The 23,622-nt window shown below is 41.5% G+C and carries 21 protein-coding genes; 3 read left to right on the forward strand and 18 right to left on the reverse strand.

The window, feature by feature from the left end; all coding sequences use genetic code 11:
• Positions 1 to 37: 37 nt before the first annotated feature.
• From ACK4HU_RS06780 to ACK4HU_RS06820, 9 genes are all read right to left on the reverse strand, one after another.
• Positions 38 to 757 (reverse strand): fatty acid desaturase, encoded by a 720-nt coding sequence (locus ACK4HU_RS06780; RefSeq protein ID WP_409804643.1) that lies wholly within the window; start codon positions 755 to 757, stop codon positions 38 to 40.
• Between the two features lie 17 nt (positions 758 to 774).
• Positions 775 to 1,620, reverse strand: coding sequence for a 4-hydroxy-3-methylbut-2-enyl diphosphate reductase (locus ACK4HU_RS06785; RefSeq protein WP_409804646.1), 846 nt, complete (start codon positions 1,618 to 1,620; stop codon positions 775 to 777).
• Positions 1,617 to 2,336 (reverse strand): lycopene cyclase domain-containing protein, encoded by a 720-nt coding sequence (locus ACK4HU_RS06790; RefSeq protein WP_409804647.1) that lies wholly within the window; start codon positions 2,334 to 2,336, stop codon positions 1,617 to 1,619. Before ACK4HU_RS06790 ends, ACK4HU_RS06785 begins: the two co-directional genes overlap by 4 nt.
• Positions 2,336 to 3,178 carry a phytoene/squalene synthase family protein gene (locus ACK4HU_RS06795; protein WP_409804649.1) on the reverse strand — a complete coding sequence of 281 codons (843 nt, stop codon included), beginning with the start codon at positions 3,176 to 3,178 and terminating at the stop codon, positions 2,336 to 2,338. Before ACK4HU_RS06795 ends, ACK4HU_RS06790 begins: the two co-directional genes overlap by 1 nt.
• A 21-nt stretch (positions 3,179 to 3,199) precedes the next feature.
• On the reverse strand, positions 3,200 to 4,684 hold the full coding sequence (locus tag ACK4HU_RS06800; protein ID WP_409804652.1) for a phytoene desaturase family protein: 1,485 nt from the start codon (positions 4,682 to 4,684) through the stop codon (positions 3,200 to 3,202).
• 4 nt (positions 4,685 to 4,688) lie between these two features.
• The gene (locus ACK4HU_RS06805; protein WP_409804654.1) at positions 4,689 to 5,201 is read right to left on the reverse strand and encodes an RNA polymerase sigma factor; all 513 of its coding nucleotides are present in this window, start codon (positions 5,199 to 5,201) and stop codon (positions 4,689 to 4,691) included.
• Between the two features lie 199 nt (positions 5,202 to 5,400).
• Positions 5,401 to 6,291: a MerR family transcriptional regulator gene (locus ACK4HU_RS06810; RefSeq protein WP_409804657.1), complete on the reverse strand. Its 891-nt coding sequence runs from the start codon at positions 6,289 to 6,291 to the stop codon at positions 5,401 to 5,403.
• Complete coding sequence (locus tag ACK4HU_RS06815) at positions 6,288 to 6,734, reverse strand: sterol desaturase family protein (protein WP_409804659.1); 447 nt, start codon at positions 6,732 to 6,734, stop codon at positions 6,288 to 6,290. The genes ACK4HU_RS06810 and ACK4HU_RS06815 overlap by 4 nt, the downstream gene beginning before the upstream one ends.
• Before the next feature lie 98 nt (positions 6,735 to 6,832).
• Complete coding sequence (locus ACK4HU_RS06820; RefSeq protein ID WP_409804661.1) at positions 6,833 to 7,498, reverse strand: carotenoid biosynthesis protein; 666 nt, start codon at positions 7,496 to 7,498, stop codon at positions 6,833 to 6,835.
• A gap of 95 nt (positions 7,499 to 7,593) precedes the next feature.
• Here ACK4HU_RS06820 and ACK4HU_RS06825 point away from each other — a divergent pair, with 95 nt between their 5' ends.
• From ACK4HU_RS06825 to ACK4HU_RS06835, 3 genes are all read left to right on the forward strand, one after another.
• Positions 7,594 to 7,896 (forward strand): DUF4286 family protein, encoded by a 303-nt coding sequence (locus ACK4HU_RS06825; protein ID WP_409804663.1) that lies wholly within the window; start codon positions 7,594 to 7,596, stop codon positions 7,894 to 7,896.
• Between the two features lie 2 nt (positions 7,897 to 7,898).
• The gene (locus ACK4HU_RS06830) at positions 7,899 to 8,363 is read left to right on the forward strand and encodes a TspO/MBR family protein (protein ID WP_409804665.1); all 465 of its coding nucleotides are present in this window, start codon (positions 7,899 to 7,901) and stop codon (positions 8,361 to 8,363) included.
• A gap of 89 nt (positions 8,364 to 8,452) precedes the next feature.
• Positions 8,453 to 8,812 (forward strand): hypothetical protein, encoded by a 360-nt coding sequence (locus ACK4HU_RS06835; protein WP_409804667.1) that lies wholly within the window; start codon positions 8,453 to 8,455, stop codon positions 8,810 to 8,812.
• 251 nt (positions 8,813 to 9,063) lie between these two features.
• Here the strand turns inward: ACK4HU_RS06835 and ACK4HU_RS06840 are convergent, their stop codons facing one another.
• The 9 genes from ACK4HU_RS06840 to ACK4HU_RS06880 all read right to left on the reverse strand — a co-directional run bounded on the left by ACK4HU_RS06840 (position 9,064) and on the right by ACK4HU_RS06880 (position 23,588).
• On the reverse strand, positions 9,064 to 12,693 hold the full coding sequence (locus ACK4HU_RS06840; protein WP_409804670.1) for an amidohydrolase family protein: 3,630 nt from the start codon (positions 12,691 to 12,693) through the stop codon (positions 9,064 to 9,066).
• 304 nt (positions 12,694 to 12,997) lie between these two features.
• Complete coding sequence (locus tag ACK4HU_RS06845) at positions 12,998 to 13,741, reverse strand: DUF6090 family protein (RefSeq protein ID WP_409804673.1); 744 nt, start codon at positions 13,739 to 13,741, stop codon at positions 12,998 to 13,000.
• 12 nt (positions 13,742 to 13,753) lie between these two features.
• Positions 13,754 to 14,800, reverse strand: a complete 1,047-nt coding sequence (locus ACK4HU_RS06850; RefSeq protein ID WP_409804676.1) for an adenylate/guanylate cyclase domain-containing protein — start codon at positions 14,798 to 14,800, stop codon at positions 13,754 to 13,756.
• A 1-nt stretch (position 14,801) separates the two neighbouring features.
• Entirely contained in the window at positions 14,802 to 15,182 is a 381-nt protein-coding gene (locus ACK4HU_RS06855; protein WP_409804678.1) for a response regulator, read from the reverse strand.
• 16 nt (positions 15,183 to 15,198) lie between these two features.
• On the reverse strand, positions 15,199 to 16,524 hold the full coding sequence (locus tag ACK4HU_RS06860; protein ID WP_409804681.1) for a sensor histidine kinase: 1,326 nt from the start codon (positions 16,522 to 16,524) through the stop codon (positions 15,199 to 15,201).
• Positions 16,525 to 16,562: 38 nt separating this feature from the next.
• Positions 16,563 to 16,943, reverse strand: coding sequence for a response regulator (locus ACK4HU_RS06865; protein WP_409804684.1), 381 nt, complete (start codon positions 16,941 to 16,943; stop codon positions 16,563 to 16,565).
• A 7-nt stretch (positions 16,944 to 16,950) separates the two neighbouring features.
• Complete coding sequence (locus ACK4HU_RS06870) at positions 16,951 to 20,205, reverse strand: ATP-binding protein (protein ID WP_409804687.1); 3,255 nt, start codon at positions 20,203 to 20,205, stop codon at positions 16,951 to 16,953.
• A 105-nt stretch (positions 20,206 to 20,310) separates the two neighbouring features.
• Positions 20,311 to 22,089 carry a patatin-like phospholipase family protein gene (locus ACK4HU_RS06875; protein ID WP_409804690.1) on the reverse strand — a complete coding sequence of 593 codons (1,779 nt, stop codon included), beginning with the start codon at positions 22,087 to 22,089 and terminating at the stop codon, positions 20,311 to 20,313.
• Between the two features lie 134 nt (positions 22,090 to 22,223).
• Complete coding sequence (locus ACK4HU_RS06880) at positions 22,224 to 23,588, reverse strand: sensor histidine kinase (protein ID WP_409804693.1); 1,365 nt, start codon at positions 23,586 to 23,588, stop codon at positions 22,224 to 22,226.
• Positions 23,589 to 23,622: the final 34 nt, after the last annotated feature.

The raw sequence follows: 23,622 nt of genomic DNA on the forward strand, positions 1-23,622 counted from the left end.
TCAAAAAGTTTCGGTAATGACAAGAAATTGACAATAATCAATGATTTTGAGCCGTTTGTTGCTCTTTAACCTTCCATAATCTCCACCATGGAGTACCTGGTGAATCGTGATGCTCGTAATGATATCCAAAAAAGTAGCAGCTGATAAACGCCCAAAAGTGATTTTTTGATTGAGAGTTAGAGTGATGTTTGTTTGAGTTTTCACCCATGTGTGGTAAGAACGTGCCGAAGAAAAAGAGCTGTAGTGTCGAAAGGATCGCAGGGGCCATCCAAAAGGCTATTAGGTTTTCTGTAGGAATAAACAGTTTCAGTACGTTGAAAGTCACCGCCATCATCAAGATTTGCCAGATCGTAACATACTGTTTAATAAAACTAAAGTACCAAATAAAAAAATTTCCTGAAGGGTGATAGTCAGGATCTTTATCTGTTGCGACATAGCGATGATGTTCGTGATGTTTGGGAAAAAGCTTCCAGTAGAAATTATAAGAAAAAAGCAGTGCAGCGATCAAGCCTGTGGCTTTATTCCATCCCTTATTTGAAGAAACAATTCCATGCATTGCATCGTGGGCCGTGATAAACAATCCGGTGTAAAGATGCATTTGGATCAAGACTCCCAGATAGGTCAAAGGATTAGACCAGCTTAGCTCAACACTTAAAAGGAAAACTAGCGATATTGCCCAAAGAAAAATAATTCCCCAACCAATTAAGAGACCCTTTGGATCTACTGGTTTAGAGACGGAAATAGATGCCGAATTCATAGCTGAATCGGTTAAAATCAAAGATTGAGAATTCGTTCTTTCACTTGCTCCATCAGCCACATTGGCGTGGAGGTTGCCCCGCAGATTCCAACGGTTTCATTTTGATTAAACCATGAGTCATCGATCTGATCAGGATTTGAAACGAAGTGGGTATTATCATTCTTTTCTTTACATACGTTGTACAAGACCTTCCCATTGGAAGACTTTGTGCCGCTGACAAAAATGATTTTATCAAATTTTTCTGCGAAGTCCCGCAGTTCCTTATCTCTATTGGATACCTGACGGCATATCGTATCATTTGTGTTGATAGTGATGCCGTTCTGCCTTAGGATTTCATTGATTTCGTAAAATTTATCCGTGCTTTTAGTTGTCTGACTGTATAGTGTGATACTTTTTGGAAGGTTGGGGATATCCAACTCCGAAATGTCCTGAAAAACTACCGCTTTGTTGTTTGTCTGTCCAAGGAGTCCGATCACTTCCGCATGGCCGTGCTTGCCATAGATGTAGATCGTTTCGTCTTTGTCGAAGGAATTCTTGATCCTGTTTTGAAGTTTTAAGACCACAGGACAACTCGCATCGATCAAGGTTAAATTATTATTAATCGCCAATTCGTAGGTGGAAGGCGGTTCCCCGTGAGCTCGAATAAGGACCTTTTCATTTTTTAATCCAAGTAATTCTTCATGATCAATGATCTTGAGACCTTTACGAGTCAATCTGCTTACTTCCTCATCATTGTGCACGATGTCACCCAGACAAAATAAATATCCTTGCTCCTCCAAAATCTCTTCTGCCATTTCTATGGCATAGACTACACCGAAGCAAAAGCCCGAATGATCGTCAATTTTAACCTGGAGATTTTTCATAAGCTTTTAAACTTCTTTAGACTGGAATTGTTTTTTCGGCTTCGTAGGTACTCGAAGATACTGATATTCATGAGAAAGAGAGACATAGAATAAATAGTGTCTTCTATAGGCACGGTCCAAATCCGAATTCCAAGATTTTCCGCATTGTTGTAGATAACGACTGGTTCTTCCGTCATTCCACCTGTAAGCACACCATTACATAGCAATAGTGGAACCAAATGAACGAGATAGGCAAAAAGGAACCTCCCCAGATATTTATCATTGAAAATCAGGAAGTGGACCAAGAGAACCAATGCTCCAAACAAGAAGTTAACTGAGGTATACCATTTGTCCAAATGAAGTAGGCCCAGCCCAATCAGGAAAGGAATCATTACAAATATAAAAGGCTTGGCCAGAGGCAAGAAGTAGTCCTTTGGAAAGAAATAAATCAATACCTCATAGATAAAAACACAGGCGAAAGGAACCGTGATAAAAAACAGCCATTCCTCCAGTGGGAGGTCAAAGAAATAGATTCCCAACAAATAGGTTGGATTGAATTCCCAAACACCCATTTGTGTAAACCAATAATCCCAAATCAGGAAAAGTCCCCCGGTAATTGCAATCGCTGGGAAAAGGGCAAACCAATTGGATGAAAATTTGATTCGGCGTTCGAAAGATTGCGCCAAAGGGTATGATATCGCAAACAGATTTACGCCCAAATAGAGGTACTTTTCCATTAGGTGAGTCCGAGTTTGGATTCAAAATATGTTCCGACCAAAAGGGAGATTTTTTGAGAATTCGGTATTCGAATTCGCTTTTGGGTAATCGTCTCAGCTGGAAGTCCTTTGATCTTGTCAAAGAGTTTCTGATAATACAGATAAGCAACTTTCACCCCCAGTTTAGCGCATTTGGGCAGTTGCTCTATTCCAATGAGGGAATCGTTAAAGTCTTTTTGGATATCCTCTTCAATCAGGGTCTTGACAGTTTTGTCAAACTGATTAAAATCCACTCCTGGGAAGTACACTCTTCCACGCTCTTCGTAATCACTTTTGATATCTCTAAGGAAATTTACTTTCTGGAAGGCAGCACCCAATTTACAGGCAGGAACTTTGAGCTTTTGGTACATCGCTTCATCGCCGTCACAGAATACTCGAAGACACATTAGTCCTACTACTTCGGCAGACCCATAAATGTATTCATGGTATTTGGAGTCGTTGTATGTTTTGAAGTCAAGGTCCATTTCCATGCTATAAAGGAAAGCCTCGATCAAATCCAAATCAATTTTGTAACGGTTGACGATCAGTTGGAATGCATGAAGCACTGGATTGAGCGAAATGCGGGATTCGATTGCTTCGTAGGTATCTTTTTTGAAACGCTCCAAAAGCGCTTGCTTGTCATGATCATGGAAAGTATCTACAATCTCATCAGCATATCGGACGAATCCGTAAACCGCGTAGATCGGTAGGTGTAACTTCTTGTCAAGCGTCTTGATTCCAAGAGTAAAACTGGTACTGTAGCGCTGGGTGATGAGTCGACTACACTCCAAGGTCGTTTGGTCAAATAGCGCAATTGCATCCATTGCAGTAATATACCATTTTGTCTACAAATTGTTTTCTTTCATCACTTCCCTAGCCACTACTCCACCTGAAATGAGGGAAGGAGGAACACCGGGTCCCGGGACGGTCAACTGACCTGTATAATATAGATTTTTGACTTTTTTGTTCTTCAGTGCGGGTTTCAGGATCGCCGTTTGGAGTAGCGTGTTGGCCAAACCATAGGCATTCCCTTTGAACGCATGGTAATCAGACTTGAAATCGCTATGTGCATAGGATCGCTTGTAGATCACATGGCTGCGCACTTCCTGTCCGGTGATTTTCTCCAAACGATCCATGATAATATTATAATATTTCTCTCGCATCGCCTCGGAGTCTTCCAAGTCTGGTGCCAAAGGAATTAACAAAAACATATTTTCCATTCCTTCGGGAGCTACTGTTGGATCTGTCACAGAAGGAACAGAAGCATAGAAAAGTGGCTTATCGGGCCATCTGGGATTAGTATATATCGCATCAGCATGTGGGCCGAGTGGCTCATCAAAGAAAAGGTTATGGTGTCGGAGGTTTTTGAGGCGTTTGTCAATGCCGAGGTAAAAGAGCAAACTTGATGGTGCCATCACCCGCTTATCCCAGTATTTTTCAGAATAATTACTGTATTGAGGATCAAGCAAATGCTTGTCTACGTGATGGTAATCAGCCCCAGCGACAATAATATCCGCCTGAATAAGCTCACCCGATTTCAAACGAACGCTATTTGCGAGTCCGTTTTCAATTTCAATTTTTTCAACTTCTGAAGAATATCGGATTTTTACGCCTTTTTCCTCTGCCAAAGTGGCCATTCCTTTGATGATCTCATGCATACCTTTCTTTGGATACCAAGTCCCAAGGGCAATGTCGGCATAGTTCATCAAGCTGTAAAGTGCAGGAATATTTTGGGCGGTTTCCCCAAGGAAAAGCACAGGAAACTCCATCAGCCGGATGATTTTATCGTGGGTAAAAAACTTCCGGACATGCTTTGACATGGACTGAAAAATATCCATCCGAATCATGTCTACCAACAGGCCAGGAGAAGCAAATTCAAATATCGACCGACTTGGTTTCTTTACTAAATCGTGAATTCCGACTTGGTATTTATATTTTGCCTGAGCTAAAAATTTATCCAATTGAGCACCAGCACCTGATTCGATACCGTCTAGCATTTTCTTAAATGCCTTCAAATCAGCCGGAATATCCAATACATCATTTTCCCCATAGATCACAACATAGGATGGATCTAAGCGAATCAGATCGTAGTAGTCGGATGGTTTTTTTCCAAAGTGAGAGAAATAATCCTCAAACACGTCCGGCATCCAATACCAACTTGGGCCCATATCAAAAACAAACCCCTGATGTTCGAACTTGCGTGCTCGACCACCTGGGGAATCGTTCTTTTCAATCAGGGTAACTAAACAACTTGTAGTACTTGCGAGATGTGTGGCCGCTGAAAGTCCTGCAAAACCAGACCCTATAACTACCACATGTTTCTTTGGCATTGGATTAATTTTTATGCTTGTAGACCATCAAGTCTTCCTTGAGCAGTTTACGAGCAATATGAATCCTATTTTTAACAGTTCCAATTGGAATTTGAAGCTTATCCGCAATTTCGTGATACTTGAAACCACGGAAGTGCATCATGAAAGGTGTTTTGTAGACATCGTCCAACTTTTCAATTGCTTCATTGATATCATCCATGGTAAAGTTACCGAAGACACCATTTTCGATCAATGAATCGCTGGAGTTGATGTAGTGTAAATTATCTGTGGTATCAACAAAAGTGCCTCTTCTCACCATACGTTGGTAATTGGTGATGAAGGTGTTTTTCATGATAGTATACAGCCATGCTTTTAAGTTCGTGCCTTCGGTAAACTTGTCTTTGTTTGTGAAGGCTTTTACCATTGTGTCTTGCAAAAGATCATTTGCATCGTCCACATCTCTTGTCAACTTCATGGCAAAAGGTTTTAACGAGCTGGAGAGCTTGTTAAGTGAGTAGCTAAATTCTAGAGTCGTCATGGCTGTTTGTTTTTGTTGAATCAAATCTAGCAATGATTAAACAAAATCCAAACATAATGTTGAATTATTTTTCAAAAAGATTCAACAAAAAATCATTAATTTTTTCTTGAAGATAGAAAAACCTTCTAAAAAACGAAAAAAGGCATTTTTTGGGAAAAATGCCTTTGTTTAATTAAATCAATTTAATCTTAAACTATTTCTAATTATTTCTCAGGTTCAAATCATCGAGGAGTTCCTTGATGTCTCGGATGTAATTCATCAAGGTCATATTCTGAGGCATTTCGAAGTCTTGGCCGATAACTTGATATCCGGTGACAAGAATTTTTGTTTCTGAAAAACGAGCTGCTAGAGTATTCAAATATTCTTGAGCATACTCAGAAGACGGAGAGGTTGTAATAATGGTGAGCATATAATCCGGCTGATGGATCTTATACACAGCAAGCAAATCTTCATTAGGCGTATTTTGACCCAAGTAGATCACTTTATTTCCTTTGCTTTTAATCAGATAAGATGCAAAAAGAAGAGAAATCTCATGAAGTTCACCCTCTGGAAGAAACAAAAGAAACTTTTTTCCGTCACCGCTTGCCACTTGTCCATCGATGGCCACAATTAATTTTTGGCGGACGAGATTAGATATAAAATGCTCATGAGCAGGGTTTATAGCACCTGTCTGCCACAGTACGCCTATTTTGGACATGAAGGGATAAATGATATTCATCATAGTCTGCTCAAAACCCAGCTTCAAAATATTGGTCGAAAGCACTTTGTCAAAGCGCTCTTCGTCCATCTCGATCATGCAAATGGTCAGGGCGTGGATTTGATCATCGTGGGTAAGGGTACGTTCTGTTAGCTTCATCACTTCACCTCGCATCTCCTCCGATGCCATGGAAGCTATCTTGCTTATTTTATATCCGTTGTCATTAAGCAAAGCAACATTGAGAATGAGCTTGAGGTCATCATCATCATAAAAACGAATGTTGGTATCGGTTCGCTTCGGGTTCAGAAGATTATAGCGTTGTTCCCAAATTCGGAGGGTATGGGCTTTAATACCCGACAACTGTTCCAGATCCTTTATTGAATAAGTGCTCAATTTTCCTCGCTTTTAAAGAATTTTTTGGGGACTACAAATAAACCAAAAGATACAGCATCCTCTTTTTGGTTGGTTCGGTGGTGAGCTTGGTGAGCTTTGAAAATTCCTTTTAATAGGGAATTTTTCGGTCGATCAAACCATTTCAGCCGTCGGTGTACCAGAACATCATGTAGTACGAAGTAAAGTACTCCATAAAGGCTGATTCCCACGCCTATCCAAAAACGATAATCTAAACTGTCTACTCCTGTGAAGATCAAAATCAAAGCAATACTCCCAAACAATACAGAAAACAGATCATTCAGCTCAAAAAAGGTTTTCGAGGGCTGATGATGCGTTTTGTGAATCATCCAAAGAGGTCCATGCATTAGGTATTTATGAATAAACCAGCCGGAAAACTCCATGGCGGCAAATCCTAAAACTGTAAACCCTATTGCTGTGATCATTACCGAGACAACTTGATTTTAAATATTTTGTTAAAGAATTAATTGAAATCAGAAAGATATCTTGGAAACCGTCCAGCTCAATTTGAAATAAAATTTGCTCAAACCTCCAAAGTGAAGTTTAAAACTGCAAAGAAAATGATTAATGCCATTAGAAGAAATGCGGAAATCGGGTTTTCCTTTTCAAAATTGGCTTTACGGTATATCAGGTGAATTAGGAATGAAACTGCCACCCATCCCAGGTAATTTGTTGGGGGAATGGTGTCATATTTCCAAGCCCAGAAATCCAGTTCAACGGCTACAGGTTCGATGATGTAATCTAAAGAAGTCATCGCAATTGCACCAAGGAAAGCGGCATAGTAATCGTTTTTGATTTTGCGAAAGAGCGATCCGGTGAGATAACTCAGGATAAACCAATTCACACCTATAATGAGTGGAACGTCCCAAAGCTTCGGCCCCAATGTAGGTCCATAGACATAGTCACCGTAGAGATAGCCTGTATGGATCCCAATGATCTCCGATCCAAATCCTATCCAAAAAGCTGCGGCGGCATATATTGGAAAAGCATCTGTCCAACCTCTATGAAAAATCAATATTATTATTAAGGAAGACAATAACTGGGCTGGAGTCAAAGTCAAAAATAAATCTTGGTATTCGGGAATGCTGAGTCCAATGATCCCTACCAGGTGCAGTGCAACAATAACAATCTTAGCAATAATCAGTTTGGAGAACCGAGATTCGGCTTGGCTTGGTACTTGGTTAAGCATATTTAATGGACTAGTCGGCGATTCGTTTCGGGATTTTTAACTTTACAGTCCCATATTTGTTAGCCACAAAAGTAATAAAACCCAGCGCACTCATTATGATCCTCTACAATATTACCATAAACGTATCCCCAGACATTGAACAGGACTTTATTTTATGGATGAAAAGCACTCATATTCCAGAAGTGATGGATACGGGGATTTTTCATGAGCATAAGTTCTTTAGGTTAATTCATGATACCGACGACGGATCCACTAATTACTGCATCCAATATTTCACAGATAGTCTAAAGCTGATGATGGAGTATGAAAGCAAGCATGCAGCAGGGCTAAGGGCTAAAACCCAAGAACGCTATAAAGATAAAGCTATTGCTTTTCGTACCCTACTTGAAACTATCTGACCATGCCCAACTACCTTAAGTTGATTATCAGCTTGGCCCTGCCACAATTATTGGGCGGATTGGGTGCATTTTTCACACTCTCTTCGGTCAATAGTTGGTTTGTAATGCTCAATAAGCCAAGTTGGAATCCGCCGAGTTGGCTGTTTGGTCCGGTTTGGACCTTGCTTTATGTGCTCATGGGAATTGCTTGCTATCTGATTTGGAAAAGTGATCACCCTCAGAAAAAAGCATTGCTCAAGCTTTATACGGTACAATTAATTCTGAATGCACTTTGGTCACCGGCTTTCTTTGGAATGCAATCTCCATTTCTTGGACTTATGGTGATTATTCCACTTTGGATAGCGATTGTACTTTGTATTGTTCAGTTTAAAAAGGTTAGTCCGCTCGCATCAGGACTGATGGTACCCTACTTGTTATGGGTGACTTTTGCGACTGCGCTGAATACGACGATTTGGGTTATGAATTGAATCTGTAGATAAGCTTCCTGGAATTGAGATCTTTTTACAATTATAAAATCCCTTATCTTTAAATATAGGATTACCCAAAAAACACAAATATGAAACGGATGCTTTTTCTTATTCTTTTTGGAATATCTACCCTAGCAGAAGGCTTTTATCATGATCCGAAAAAAGTTGTGGATAGAATTAAAGTTAATAAAGGAAAAGAAATTTTACTTCCTCAAGGGGCAAAGCGAATTGGTAAACTCAAGCATAAAACTCCAACTTTGATTTTCTGTGCCAGGGAAGATAAAACAACTAAAACGGAGGATTCATTAGCGTTTTCTAAACGAAACCAAGTGACAATCATCGAATTTGATGGTGGTCATTTAGAGGGAATGAATGTTTTGAAAAAGAACGAGTATGGAGACGAATACTTAAAAACAATAATTGGGTTTCTTGATAAAAATGGAGTCTAAATTCAAATTCCAATTTCTTCTAAAATATCCCTCTTAGCAGAATTTTCTTTGAATTTTGTCAATTCTCAGCGTTGAGACTCTAGTTATACAAAGTCAATTTATGCCACTTTAAAAGCTTAGATTTGTTTGGACTTTTAGACTCATTACATTTTATAAAAAGTCTCACAGACGGCTCATATAAACTCAGATATTTTTCAAAAAAAATAACCCCCACCTATTTAGTGGAGGTTATCAATTCTGCGGATTTCTGCTTATTCCTTGATCGAAGTTGTAACCTTTGGAGCCTCTTTTGTCCAAGAACTTACATCCAATTTTCTAGGCGTTGGGAGGATTTCATCCAAGGTATTTCCGTCGTACACGCGGCCATTTTTCACCACATGTGAGATCGTATTGGTGTTTCGGATATTTTCCAGTGGATTTTTATCCATGATCACCAAGTCAGCCAATTTTCCGGTTTCGATACTTCCCAGTTCTTTGTCCAGTCCCAGTGATTCCGCACCAAGAATCGTGGCGACTCGCATCGCATCAAGATTGCTCATTCCTCCGCTTGCCACGGACCAGAGTTCCCAATGGTAACCCAAGCCTTGCAGCTGACCATGAGAACCTACACCGGCAAGCCCGCCTTGAGTGACGATTGAGTTTACTCCTTTTGCATGCTTTTCAAAGACATGATCTTCAGGTGAAAACCATCCACCCAGACCACCGACTCTTCGTCGGGCTTTGGAATTCATCTCATTGTATGGGGTGAATCGGTTAAGCTTTGGATCTTTGAGGGGGCTTTCTGTGATGTAGTAGTGGTTTTCTGCCCATGGGCCTCCGTAAGAAACCAGCAAAGTAGAGGTATAAGCCATTTTGCTCTCAGCAATCGTCTTGGTAACATCGGAATAGAGCGGATAAATGGGAATTGCATGCTCATGTCCTGGATAGCCATCAAACAGCTGTGTCATGTTCAGTTTGTAATCCAAACCACCCTCAGTCGTTGGCATCAGCTTTTGCTCATTAGCGGCCATGATGACCCACTGCCGATGCTGACGATTTCCTACAAGGTACATTTTGATGTACTGCGTGTTATAATATTTGCTGTACTGTTTCAATACACTTTTTGCCTGATCCAATGATTTTAGGTTATACATCCAAAAGCCCACACCAGGTCCTGTGGAATAGACTCGAGGTCCGGGAACCATACCCGCCTCGACCATGTCGCCATAGGTCAGCACGTCGGTAGTTGCAGTCTGAGGATCGCGAGTTGTCGTCACTCCGTAAGCGAGGTTAGCCGCATAGATCCAAACTGAGTTTTTGTGGAGGTTCCAAGTTGGCCACATGTGAGCGTGGGTATCAATGAATCCAGGCGTGATCGTTTTGCCGGAGGCGTCGATAACTTTGGCATTTCCGGCATCCAGAGTTCCTGTTGCTCCGACTGCTTTGATTCGGTTGTTTTCGATCAGGATGTCTCCATTTTCAATAACCTCTGAACCTTTCATCGTGACGATTCTGGCATTTTTCAAAAGAATGCTACCGCTTGGAGTATCTTTTGCGAAATAGACTTTTACCTGATGCTCGGCAGGTTTATAGGATTCTTTTTCCTTCAGCTCAGCTTTATAAATGCTATCAGCCTTTGCTTTTTCTTTATCAGCTTTGAAAAGCTCCTTGATACGTTCCTTTTCAGCTTTTGCCAAGGAATCAGCCAATTTCACGGCATCTGCACCTTTAGCTTTCAATGTGGAAACACTGTCTGCATCGGTAAGAACTTTAGCCTTTTTGGCAGATTTCACTGAATCTTCTACAAACTCAGCACGATCGAGGTCATAGACCCAATGCCCATTTCCGAGTGACCAGTGGACTTTTTTGCCATTCGCTTCCCAAGCCGGAAATTCCCCACCGATTTCGGTTAGTTGTCTTGATGGGAAATTGCTCGAAGCAGGATCCCCAACATTGATGGTTGGCACCTTACCGACGGTAGGGATGGTGACGACATAGACGTTGTTGTTAACTTTTGCCAAGGCCTTATTTCCAACCGGAGCCATCAAAATGGTACTCGCACTCGCAGGTGTCATCTGTGGTTCGCGGGAATTGGATCCTTCAGGCAGCATGCAATAGTTGACTGCATCTGCTGTGGAAACAGGCATTCCCATGACGTAACGAACCGTTGAAATTTCTTCCAAGCTTGCATGCCCGTGATCATCATGCGGATCTGCTGCTGAGCCAAAAGGTGTGATTCCTGTGATTTTGGCATAGACTTTCTCGTCTGTCCCGTCCCACCTCACACTTAATAGTGCTCCGCCTGGGCCGTTCAGGAAAACCCGTGTTGTGTCCTGAGTGAAGTGGGCATTTCCGTAGTTACCCGCGTTCATGATTTTTCGCAAAGCTCCACCTGAGGCTGGTATCCAAACCAATTCAGCTTCAGCCCCACTCACTCCCGGACCCTCAGCCTCCTGAAGCAATCGATTAGACCCTTTGAAAGCTGTAATTTTATTATTCGGCCCCCACTTTGGAGCCATGTATAAGGCCGATTCGCTTGTAAGTTTTGTGATAGCAGATTTGGAGCCTAATGATGCCTTGTAAAGATGTCCGCCGAGCTTTTCATCCCAGGTTGTGAATACGAGTTGAGTACCGTCAGGACTCCAAGTTGGCATCGCCTCAGTGAATGAATGAGTAGTGACACGGGTAGGATTACCATTAGGATAATCCATGACATATAACCTGTTCAACACGGTGAAAGCCAGTTTTTTTCCGTTTGGAGAAGGAACAGCATCCCGGATTTGGGTAGCAAGTTTTGCTGTGGTGTCTTTGATTTCATAGTTGAAATAGAGTCGAGGTCCCATTGCCAGTTTGACATCAGCTTCAAAAGGAATTTCCACTGCCGGACTTCCGTCTATGGCGAGTTTCCAGATTTTGCCTCCATAGGACGCAATTACAAATTTGCTGTCGGGAGTGAAAGCCATTGAGGGCAATACGCCTTGAGGAGCGATAGATTCCTGTTCGTCTCGTTGGACGGGATAGGCTAGCCAGTTTTCCTCACCGGTTTTCAGGTTTCTAAGGACCAATCCCGTTTTATCATCCCATCGGGAGCCGTAGACCATCCATTTGCCGTCTTTGCTAAGCGTCGGAGTAAATGCCGACCCATATCTGGAAGTGATGCTGCTGATTTCACCTTTGTCGAAATCATAGGTTCCGATTTGATACTGAGGCAAAAGCGCATTGTAGTTCCAAGCTCCAGTTCGGTGAGAGAAGTAGACTTTTTTTCCGTCAGGACTCACGAAAGGATCGATGGTTTTCATTTGGGCTGGATTTTCATTCAGCTGAATTCCTCCTCCGCCATCTTTGTGATACATCCAAAGTTTGGAAATTCTACGGCCTTTGGATACTACGATGTATTCACCATCCGGAGTCCAATGCGCTCCAGGCACGTCACCATTTTTGTCTTTTGTGACCTGTACGGTGTCTTTTTTCACTAAATCGATGTACCAAAGGTTGTCGTTTCCGGCACGGTCAGAGGTGAAGAGGATTTTATTTCCATCCGGAGAATACCTCGGATGCGTCTCATATGCGATCCCTGTAGTGATTGGGGTTGCTTTTCCACCTTCAATTGGGATGGTGTAAATGTCTCCCATCAAATCAAAGGCGATGGTCTTACCGTCCGGACTGATATCCACACTCATCCAAGTTCCTTCCTTGGTAGTGAATTTGACTTCCCGCTCTGGCTTTAGTGGGAGATCCTTGAATTTTGGGTAGTTTAAGCTGTCTTTTTTGACGCTATCGGCAATTACTTTGGACTCCTCGTTCAATGGAAGTAGGTCTCCATGGGATGAAGGAACCAAAGCTGCAAAGCTTACTGATACGCCTAAGGCCAGCAGCAGTGCAGGGTGGGCAAGTTTGATCATAGAATATTGGTTAGGGCAATTAAACTAATGGTAATCTTTGAGATTTTTCATCAAGCTGTAGATCTCGAGGAAAAATAGTTCGAGAGCGGACATTTTTTAGGGGGTATATAGAAAGGTTAAATTAATTTTTATAGATATACGGAATTCTGCCACTCAACAAATTAACTCCTTAAAATCGGATGGAAGACTGGAGACCGAAGACCGAAGAGAGCCTGAAATCAGAATTGAAGTCTGTTTCCGTTGGTTGGATTCATCCACTGGCAAAGAAGCGGATATTCATATTAATTTTTTGTGGAAGTGATTTTCATTCGGGTTTTTCCTTCAACTCTTCCTCGAGCAATTGAATGAGTTCATCCAGAGGACTTAGAAGACTTTCCAAGCGACTTTTTGTAACGAATGTGTTTCTTTTTTGAATTTGGATGAGATGTAAAAATTCATCTCGGTAGATAGCTTTTGGATCCGAGAATTTATTTTGAATAGTTTTTTCCCGGCCCTCTGGCGATAAGATAACTCGCTTTGTCAGTGCTTCAACCAACTTATCTTCTGTTTCTTCTGAATGACTTAAGTTTTCAAAAATCTTCTCACTTCTCGGGATCAAAAATTCATAGATCCCCGCCATTTTTGCCCGAATAGAGTCATTTGATATCTTATCGATTCCACCTGACTTGATGGATCCATAGGCTCCAGAGTTGTATTGGAAAAGTACTTCAAACCTTAGATTCGTAAAATATCTATTTAAAGTATCCAGATTTTCTTCCTTGTTTTCCAGCATTGAAAGGAGTCGGTTTGCCGCATTTTGCTTGATGGTTAAGCGAGGAATTTGGGAAGAAAAATACCTTCGATCCTTTTCTAAAGTAGACTTTAGCTCTTTGAGCATTTTTACTTCGTATTGTCTTGTTTTTCGCAGTTCATTCCAAGTATTGATTTGAAGTGCAATTAGGATTCCGATAACCACCAAAAAAATCTCGCCAACAGCATAAGCAAGGTATTGAGTTATTTTTTGCTGCTTGAGGAGTGATTGACGGATTTTTCGAAAAAGTGAAATCATATTAATCAATGATTAATCTTTCTTGCCCACTTCAAATACGATCACAGAATTGGCTTTGTTTTTTAGTGCCATTTCTCCTATTCGGTTGAAATTGAATTTATCCGGGATTTGGGTTTGGCAATGTTCCATAATTAAGATCTGTCCCGGATTGGCTTTTGCCTGAAGCCTCGCTGCCACATTCACGGTGTCTCCGATGACCGTGTAATCGAGGCGCTTTAGTGATTTCGAACCGATATTTCCAGAGACCATTTCTCCGGAGTTGATCCCAATGGACACACGGGGTTTGAAATGAGTGGCTTCTGAATATTCCGGGATAGCTTCCATCTTGTCACGAATAGCAATGCAGCTGGAAATGGTACGTTGGAGGTGGTCAGGTCCTTGGAAAACAGCCATCACTGCGTCACCGATGAACTTGTCCACACTGCCTTTTTCATCAATAATCTCACGGACCATTAGGTCAAAATATTCATTGAGTAAGCCAACTACCGTATTTGGAGCTTCATTTTCTGAGATTCTGGTAAATCCGCAAAGGTCAATAAAGGCGACCGTACCTTCGATGATTTCATTCTCCATCAAGGCAGATTCAATCTCCTTTCCTCCCATGAAATTCAGCACAGTTTCATCCACATACATTTTGAGGATGTCATTTTCTCTGATCGCTTTGATATTGGATTTGATCTGATTAATGTAGCTCAGCGTTTTTTCTACGGTAATTTCAAGATCCTGAAAATCCACCGGTTTGGTGACAAAGTCAAAAGCACCCAAGTTCATGGCTTTGCGGATATTTTCCATATCGCCATAAGCTGATATGATCACTGTTTTCAAAAGTGGGTTTTGTTCCTTGGTATTGGAAAGCAAGGTCAAGCCGTCCATCACGGGCATATTGATGTCACTGAGAATCATGTCCATATCCGGATGCTCCTTCAACGTGTCCAGTGCAAGCTGACCATTCAGCGCAAAAAACATTTCGTATTCCCCCGAACGAATTTTTTGTCTATACTTCTGGCGGAAGAGCATCTCCAAATCTTCCTCGTCATCCACTACCAGGATTTTTGCCATTCTATTTGTCGGTAAGCAATTCGGCTATTTCATTTTTGAGGGATTCAAAATCCACCGGTTTCGTGAAGAAACCTTTTGCTCCGGATTTGATCGCTTTGTTGTAATTGTCTTTGTCACCGTAAGCGGAAATCATGCTCACTTGGATATGAGGAAATCTATCTTTGATATTTTCCAAAAGCTCCAATCCACTCATCCCCGGCATATTGATATCGGAAAAAACATACACGACATCCGGTGAGCCCGATTGACCTAGGTAATCCAAGGCCTGTTGTCCAGAAAAAGCAAATTCAACCTCGAGTAGCTTACTCTTGATTTCTCTCCTGAATTTCTGCAAGAACATGATCTCCACATCCTGCTCGTCATCTACTATTAAAATTTTCATGCGAAAAAAGTTAAGTTTAAGTACTTGGTAACTCTATACTGAATTTGGTAAATTCTCCTACCCTTGATTCAAGTGCCAACGTGCCTAGATGGGATTTGATGATATCATGGGTGATACTCAGTCCTAATCCAGTTCCTTCGGTACCTTTCTTGGTGGTAAAAAAAGGCATTAAAAGTTTGTCACGTATCTCTTCCGGAACACCCGGTCCATTGTCTTCTACCTCTACCAAAACCCTGTTGGTTAAGTTTTTGGTTCGGATTACCAATTTAGCTTTATAATTTGATCCTACCATACTTATTTTGTCGCGCATGGCATCAAAAGCGTTTTTTGTCAAATTAAGTATCACTCGACTAAAGTCCTCAGCGTTCAAAGAAATTAGTCCAAGGCTTTCGTCCAAGTTCAATTGAATATCTACATTAATTGGGTTTTTGTTTGCACGCATTCCGTGAAAGGCCAAATTGGAATATTCTTGGATCAGTGCATTGAGATCTGTAGGTTCAACAGTACCTGTACCGCCCCGTGAATGCATCAGCATGGACTTGACAATGCTGTCAGCCCGCGAACCATGATGACGGATTTTTCCAAGATTGGATTTGACATCTTCCAGGAGATCTTTGATGTTTTCTCTTTCCAAACTGTCCGCTGTCTTGTCTAATTCTTCCTCGATTTCCTCAATGAAATCCTGACTGAGTTCGGAGAAGTTGTTGACGAAGTTTAGTGGGTTCTTGATTTCGTGAGCGATGCCCGCTGTCAGTTGACCCAAGGAAGCCAATTTTTCCTGCTGCAGGAGCTGGTCTTGGGTGTCTTTTATAGTTTGAATGGCAGCATCAAGTGCCTCATTTTTTTGTATTAAGTCTGCTGTTTTTTCCTCGACCAGTTTTTGAAGGGCTTCGTTTTTTTTGACCAGTTCATTTCTATGCCAAGTGTCTCCCTCCGAATCCACAGCTTGTGAGCCATGCCAGTGAACCAATTTCCATTGATCGCCAAAATATTCAAACACGTTACTAAATCGTAAGGGAAGAACGTTTTCTTCGCCTCCCATATTCATGGTGATGGTGAGGTCATGTGAAAAAAAGGCGGCATTTTCCTCCGCAAAAATCCGCCGGTGGATGAGTTGGGTCTCAAATCGAATGTCTAAATCTTTTGATTGTTCCTGTTGATCTTTTATCAATTTTCTTACTCCCTCAATCCCAGTGATTTTCTCATCTACAGTGGTTCCAAATCCCATCACATCAGAAACAACATAATCGCCTATGGTGTCCAGAGGGAAATTATCCGTGACAGTCATATCCAGGACTTTTTGAAGTGCTTCAGATAAAAGTTTCTCTTTTAGAGCATCCATGGTTTTCCTTCTGGAAAATTTATTTTTTGGGATGGTAATTATTGGTTTTTGACCATTTCGGCAATTTCTTTTTTCAATCGTTCAAAATCCACGGGTTTGGTAAAAAACCCTTTGGCACCGGAACTCATAGCCCGATCGTAGTTTTCACTATCCCCATAAGCAGAAATCATACTTACCTGAATATCTGGAAACCGAGTTTTTATTTGATCTAATAATTCCAATCCGCTCATTCCTGGCATATTGATATCGGAGAAAACATAGACAAATTTTGGCGGGTTTTCTTCCCCCAAAACATTCAAGGCATCCTTACCTGAAAATGCAAATGCCAGTTCAATTTCTCCTGATTTGATTTCCTTTCGAAACTTTTGACGGAACAAAGCCTCTACATCTTTCTCGTCGTCTACAAATAATATCTTCATAAGTTTATTAGGTTTTTTTTGGTAAAAAAATGATGAATTGCGTTCCTCTTCCCAACTGGGAATTGATTGTCAGACTGCCGTCGTGGCGTTTGATAATGTCGTGGGTAATACTTAGCCCTAGCCCTGTGCCTTCGGTTCCTTTTTTGGTGGTAAAGAACGGCTGTAAAATCTTATCCCGAATTTCCTCTGGGATTCCTGGCCCATTATCGGCAAAGACCATTTCGACACCGTCTTCCAATGATTTGGTGCTTATTGTCAGCTCGGGTGTATATTTTTTTGATTGATTTTCTTCCGAACCCAATTTATCACGCATCGCGTCGAAAGCATTATTGCATAGGTTGAGAATCACTCGGCTAAAGTCATCGGTAAAGAGTGGAATTGTTCCAATACTTTCATCCAAATTCAGCTGGATTTCAACGCTAATTGGGTTTTTGGTTGCCCGCATACCATGGAAAGCAAGATTGGAGAATTCCTGAACCATCGCATTAAGGTCCGTCGGTTCCATTTTTCCACTCCCTCCTCGACTGTGGAGCAGCATGGATTTGACAATATTATCGGCTCTGGTGCCATGTAGATGGATCTTGAGCAGGTTACTTTTGATGTCTTCGGAAAGTGAAAGCGCCTCAGCCTTATTATCATTTGCAAGTTCCTCCCGCATATCATCGATGAGTTCCATACTCACATCGGCGAAATTGTTGACAAAGTTGAGCGGGTTTTTGATCTCATGTGCGATACCGGCTGTGAGTTGACCGAGTGAGGCCAGTTTTTCCTGCTGGAGTAATTGATCTTGAGTAGCTTTTAGATTTTGATAGGCTTCTTCGATCTCCCGTGCATGCTCGAGTTCTTTTTCCTGGGCGCGCTTTTTTTCGATGGCTACCAATCGTCCGGACTGGATTTTTACCAAGGCAAAGACCAGTAATCCGAATGCAAGGACATAGAGCAAATATGCCCACCATGTCGCATACCAAGGAGGAAGGATGATGAATTCGTAGGAGATTTCATCAGAGATGGAATTATAGATGTTTTTGGCCCGAACTTTAAAGGTGTATTTTCCATGAGGGAGATTGGTGAATTCCCGAAAAGAGTTATCCTCCCATTTTCCCCAGTCCTTGTCGAAGCCTTCTAAGTATGTCTGGTATTTGGTCAGTTTTTCCTGAATGTAAAATGGTGCAGCGTAAGAAAAACGGATGGAATTGTTCTTAAACTCCATTTCATGGAAATCTTTTTTTTCTTTTTGAATTTTATGGATTAAAGTATCTGAATTGGAAATAATCCGATTGAAATAGAGCGGAAAAGGAATGTCCGTGTTTGCTGTTTTTTCATTGTCAATGCGTATCAAACCTTCATCAGTTCCAAGCCACATGACACCATTGGGTTCGGAATAAAATGCGGAAATATTTTGTCCTGTAAAGAGGTTTATTGGGTAATCATGAAGCGTATACTTTCCGTTTTCATCAGGTACTGCGAGTTTTTTTTCGTCTTTGAAGACAATCAGAACCCGATCCAAGGCATCAGATTGAAGAGCAAATGCATCACTATTGATATTTGCAACCTCATCTGAGAAACTGAAAACTGGGTCTCTTTGGAATGAATTGGATGCTCTGTCAAAATAATAAAAGCCTCTTACTCCCGAGACATAAATTCGCTCTTGGATTTTGGAAACTCGCCCAACGAAGCCAGGAATTCCATCCTCCTCACTAAATCGGCGGACTGTTGAATTGGCAGGGTCAATATTTCCTGTTGCGGTTTTCGCCCAAGTGATTTGGTAGGTGTCTCCAGCTTGAGTTCCTGCCCAAAGGTCACCCAAGGAATCCTCCTCCATCGTGTAAATAAACCGTTCAATTTGGCTTAACTGCCCCACAGCTTCATATTCATAGGGCTGAACGATTGAATTTGAGACTTTCTTTCTCTTGAATATATCGACGCCGAATGATCCACTTAGGAAGACATAACCCGGATGTTTCTCAGACACCAAAATTCGAAGCAGTTGGAGCTTTTCAGTGCCTTGGACTATGACAGCTTTTCCATTCTTGATGGAGTAAAGTCCCAGATTGCTAAACAATATCCGGTCTTCATCTTTCTTGATATCAAAAACTTGGGAATTGGGGATTTCAGGTACCTTTTTAATTTCTCCGTCTTGCTTATCGACGAACAATATTTCCTTGGATCCGCCAATAAATAGTTCATCATCCAAGTCATTTAGGGATAGGATACTACCCACATTCAAATCCTCAGGTATAAAACGTGTTAAGGGAGATGAAATCTCGATTTTTGAAATTCCATTGTTAGTTCCAACCCATAGGGTACCACTCATATCCAGGAGCAAAGAATAAACACCGTCATCGATTAGACCTTTTTTGACCGTGTATTCACTCACTTTTTTACCATTATGGTCAATGATTAAAAGTCCGCTCCCCACTGTGCCTAATGCATAAGTTTTGTCGGGAAGAACTATTCCTTTGTATAGGCGGGAGAATTTGAAAGCGTCATCTACCTCAGTTTTGAAAGGGATGAAACTTTTGCCGTCGAAACGATACAATCCTCCGGAAAAACCTCCGACTAAAAACTGCCCGGGAGATTTGAAGGGTAACATAACCTGTACTCTCGTTTCTCCTAAAAATTCACTCCCACCGATCAATTCTAATTTTCCATTTACTGCTTTAAAAAGTCCCAAATCCATTTGATGGGTAAAAAACACTCCATCAATCTCCCAAGCATACATGAATTGAGTATCTGGTTTCCAGATTTCAATTTGAGCTTCTTGTTTCCCTTTTTCAGGTGAATAAATAAAAATTGCCTCGCGAGCCTGAAAGTAAATTTTTCCACCCACTTCACTGATTGACCAGATATCATTAAATAATAAATCTGAGGGTATAAGGTTTGTTAATGAATACTGAATGGTATTACCGATTTCATCCTCCCCGATGTACCCAATATCCCCTAATGATCCATAATAAAGAACACCAGATTTAGATTTGTGCATCGCTCTGGTATTAGTGTTAAAACCTTTGATTGGAGATATCAGTAATTCCCAATTATTTCCATCATACTGAACTATCCCCTGACTTGAACCTAAGTAGAAAAATCCTCGCTGATCTTGACCCATACTCCAGACCTGACCACCAGTTCGAAATTCCCTAGCTGTGTAGTTAGTAATCGTCGGGATTCCTTGCGATGCGTTGATCTGAGAAAATCCCTCGATTTGGGCGATTGAAAAAAATAGAGCAATCAAAAAAGCTTTCAACAAGAATGTTTTTTGCATAAAAATATGAGAGATTGGACTATTTCTTGAAAATAGGAAAAAGATCTTGATTATTTGGGAGTTACAATCAATTCCAATCTATTTCCTTTGAAATTTTTGAAATGATCACCAAAAGCGCTCTTGTTCCGGCACTTTTTCAAGTGCCTCCTTCATTTGATCATGCCCTTTTTGCATGATTTCTTCCCACTTGCTATCATCTAGCATTCCGATTCCCTTCAGTTCCATTTCCACATAAATTGCCACACCGGATTTGCTCATTTCCTGTTTTTGCCGGCTATTCAGAGTTAGCGAATTGACTAGAATAGAGGCAATGTCCGGAAGCCTATATTTTTTTCCTCCGGTGATTTTATCCCAAAGTAAACTCGATGAACTTGGCGTTTCTGTAAAGTTCACCGGACGGGATTTCAGTTGGGTAAGTGAAATAGCGATGATTTGGCTGACTGGATAGTTGTACATGGTCTCGATCGGGAGATTGTCCACCACACCTCCATCGACGTGAAGCTGATTGTCAATTACCACCGGAGGATAAATTCCTGGGATGGCCATACTAGCCCCGATTTGCTTCCATGCAAGTCCTCGGTCATGTACCCGTGTGGTGGCATTGGAATAGTTGGTCGATACACAATAACTTCCCACCCAAAAGTCCTCAAGGTAGGAATCGCCCATTATTTTTTTGAGGTAATTGCTCATCTTTTTCCCCGACATGAAGGAAATCAAGGGAAAGGTAAAGTCATTTTTCGTCAGTTTATTCTGAGCGGAATCTTTACTGTAAAAGTCGATTTTTTCCCGGTCAAAGTCACAATATGCACATGTCAAACCATATAATGCACCTGCACTAGTTCCGCCTAAAAAGTCAATGTCCACACCCTCTTCGCCCAAAGCTTTGATCACTCCTAAATGTGCAAATCCTTTGGCTCCGCCACCTCCTAGAACCAATCCGATGGCTTTATTTGCCAGAATTCGTGCAAAGCGACGGATGTCAGGATTATAATTTTTTCGGTAGTGAATGTGGAGGTCAATTTTTCGGTCAACAAACCAGCGTCTTGTGTTTTCAGGAAATTTGGCTTCCTCGGGATGAAGGAGCAACAGGTAGATTTTTTTGTTTAAGATACTTTGGGAGTAAAGATTCAAGTATTTTTCGATGGCTTGAATATCACTTTCCGCGTAAAAGTCCGTGGCCAAAACCACCAAATCTGCATAGATGATGCATTGTTTTGACCAGTTCAAATCTGCATCGCTACATACCAGAAAGTTTAACCCATTGTGTTGCTCCAAGGTGTCATACATGGTCTGGGTTTCCAGATTGGCGTGGGATTCGTGATCCAGGATTTGGATACTTACATCGAGTGATTCAAACTCCTTTTTGACAGCCTCTGTGTATTCTGTTATATCATTATCCGCTTGAAGATTTATAACGGCAATGTTTTTTGCTGAGGTCTCCAAGTGCTGCTGAAGTGCATTCCTACGTAAGCGATTGACTACGAATCGGGTAAGCTTGCTGGAAAACTCGGGGTGTTTGGAGACAATATCCAGGTATTGGCTTTCCTTGAGTTCCAATACAATGGATTTACGAATGGCAACCACGGTAGCCGACCGGGGCTCTGCCATAAAAAGTGCAAATTCCCCGATAGGTTCGCCCTCTCCAATATCCCCAAGTGCATGAAGTGAACCATCTTCTTGCTTAGCCAATGCCCGGAATCTGCCGGAAATGACGATGTAAAGGGAGTTGTCCCGATCTCCTTGATGAAAAAGAAAATCGCCTGTCTCAAGTTCGAGGCTTTTTCCATTTTGTAGTATCTGTGTGATCAGGTCTTCTTCAAGATTACCAAAAAGGCGGAGAAGAATTTTCCTGTTGTGGTCATTTTTGCTGACGTTTAAGTTCAAAGTAAGGGCGATTAAAGTTTGGGTTTGCTTTCTAGTTAAACTTTAAAATAACAATTAGTCTAAAATAATAATTAATTGAAATACAGCAAATAATCTTTTTATTTCCAGCTTAAGCTGACAAAGGTTGGCAAAGCTTATAGCTTTTCTTTGGGCAACGAAATTCGAAAACGGGTGAACTCACCTACGGTCGATTCAATTTCCAGTTTACCCTCGTGGGACTTAATGATATCATGGGTGATGCTGAGTCCCAGCCCAGTGCCTTCAGTTCCCTTTTTGGTGGTAAAAAATGGCATCAATAATTTATCCTTAATCTCATCAGGTACGCCTGGACCATTGTCCTCCACTTCGATCAGAATCTGATATCCAAGGTCTTTGGTCATTATTTTTACAGCGGCTTTATAGTCATTCCCAACCTCGTTGATCTTGTCGCGCATGGCGTCGAAGGCATTTTTGACGAGATTGAGAATCACGCGACTGAAGTCTTCTGCGTTAAGCTTGATTAGGGGAAGAGTTTCATCCAAATCCAACTTAATATCCACATTGATTGGATTGGGATTGGCACGCATTCCATGAAATGCAAGGTTGGCATATTCCCGAATCAAGGCATTGAGATCCGTTGGATCCACACTTCCGGTTCCTCCTCGGGAATGCATCAGCATGGACCTGACGATGCTGTCAGCCCGTGAACCGTGATGGCGGATCTTGACTAGATTGGACTTGACATCTTCTAGGAGTTCGAGGATATTTTCTTTTTCAGCGCTTTCCGAAAATTTTGCCATCTCTTCTCCGATTTCCTCCAGGAAGTCCACGCTGAGTTCTGAGAAATTGTTGACAAAGTTGAGCGGGTTTTTGATTTCGTGAGCAATGCCTGCGGTCAGCTGACCGAGAGAGGCAAGTTTCTCCTGTTGGATGAGTTGGGCTTGAGTGGATTGGAGATGGTCAAGCGCATCTTGGAGCTCTTCTTTTTGTTTGAGGATTTCGGAGGTTCGCTCCGCTACTAAGGTTTCCAGCTGGGATTTCTGTTGAGCAGTAGCCTTTAACTGACGCTCCTGTTCCTTTAGAAAAATCCGCTCGATCTCCAATTCTTTCATCTGCTTGCGGTGATTCAACCACATGGTTACCGCCCAGATTAGCGCAAAAAATCCAGCTGCATCCAGGTAGTTTTCCAGCGTGTCGTAAATGGAGGGGCTGATCCTTTCGATTACATATTCCAAGAGCTTCACTCCGACAATGGGAAGTGGAGTGATGGCCAACGTTTTAAGATATTCGAGCTCAGGAGTATTTAAAATGACATAAATAATAGCCCCAACCAGAACAAAGGAAAGTAGCTGGTAAAGAAACTCAGGCGGAAGGTGGCTAGCTCCCAGGATAATTAGTACCCCGGCAGCGATCATTCCATATTTAAAATAGCGATTGAGATAAACAGGAAATCCCTGCGGACCACTACTTTTTTTCAAGTAGTAAAGGAGAAAAAGTGAAATGATATTAATCAGGATCATGGAGGAGTGCTGATTTTTTTATTGGGTGAAAAGT

The organism is Algoriphagus sp., assembly GCF_046296635.1.
In the GTDB taxonomy this organism is placed as follows: domain Bacteria; phylum Bacteroidota; class Bacteroidia; order Cytophagales; family Cyclobacteriaceae; genus Algoriphagus.

Coding starts and splice junctions, on each gene's coding strand:
- ACK4HU_RS06850 (WP_409804676.1), bottom strand. CDS start 14,800: ATGGCAAAAATCCTGGTAGTGGATGACGAGGAAGATTTGGAGATGCTC.
- ACK4HU_RS06880 (WP_409804693.1), bottom strand. CDS start 23,588: ATGATCCTGATTAATATCATTTCACTTTTTCTCCTTTACTACTTGAAA.
- ACK4HU_RS06865 (WP_409804684.1), bottom strand. CDS start 16,943: ATGAAGATATTATTTGTAGACGACGAGAAAGATGTAGAGGCTTTGTTC.
- ACK4HU_RS06825 (WP_409804663.1), top strand. CDS start 7,594: ATGATCCTCTACAATATTACCATAAACGTATCCCCAGACATTGAACAG.
- ACK4HU_RS06860 (WP_409804681.1), bottom strand. CDS start 16,524: ATGGATGCTCTAAAAGAGAAACTTTTATCTGAAGCACTTCAAAAAGTC.
- ACK4HU_RS06835 (WP_409804667.1), top strand. CDS start 8,453: ATGAAACGGATGCTTTTTCTTATTCTTTTTGGAATATCTACCCTAGCA.
- ACK4HU_RS06830 (WP_409804665.1), top strand. CDS start 7,899: ATGCCCAACTACCTTAAGTTGATTATCAGCTTGGCCCTGCCACAATTA.
- ACK4HU_RS06805 (WP_409804654.1), bottom strand. CDS start 5,201: ATGACGACTCTAGAATTTAGCTACTCACTTAACAAGCTCTCCAGCTCG.
- ACK4HU_RS06840 (WP_409804670.1), bottom strand. CDS start 12,693: ATGATCAAACTTGCCCACCCTGCACTGCTGCTGGCCTTAGGCGTATCA.
- ACK4HU_RS06855 (WP_409804678.1), bottom strand. CDS start 15,182: ATGAAAATTTTAATAGTAGATGACGAGCAGGATGTGGAGATCATGTTC.
- ACK4HU_RS06815 (WP_409804659.1), bottom strand. CDS start 6,734: ATGATCACAGCAATAGGGTTTACAGTTTTAGGATTTGCCGCCATGGAG.
- ACK4HU_RS06790 (WP_409804647.1), bottom strand. CDS start 2,336: ATGGAAAAGTACCTCTATTTGGGCGTAAATCTGTTTGCGATATCATAC.
- ACK4HU_RS06870 (WP_409804687.1), bottom strand. CDS start 20,205: ATGCAAAAAACATTCTTGTTGAAAGCTTTTTTGATTGCTCTATTTTTT.
- ACK4HU_RS06800 (WP_409804652.1), bottom strand. CDS start 4,684: ATGCCAAAGAAACATGTGGTAGTTATAGGGTCTGGTTTTGCAGGACTT.
- ACK4HU_RS06785 (WP_409804646.1), bottom strand. CDS start 1,620: ATGAAAAATCTCCAGGTTAAAATTGACGATCATTCGGGCTTTTGCTTC.
- ACK4HU_RS06780 (WP_409804643.1), bottom strand. CDS start 757: ATGAATTCGGCATCTATTTCCGTCTCTAAACCAGTAGATCCAAAGGGT.
- ACK4HU_RS06845 (WP_409804673.1), bottom strand. CDS start 13,741: ATGATTTCACTTTTTCGAAAAATCCGTCAATCACTCCTCAAGCAGCAA.
- ACK4HU_RS06820 (WP_409804661.1), bottom strand. CDS start 7,498: ATGCTTAACCAAGTACCAAGCCAAGCCGAATCTCGGTTCTCCAAACTG.
- ACK4HU_RS06795 (WP_409804649.1), bottom strand. CDS start 3,178: ATGGATGCAATTGCGCTATTTGACCAAACGACCTTGGAGTGTAGTCGA.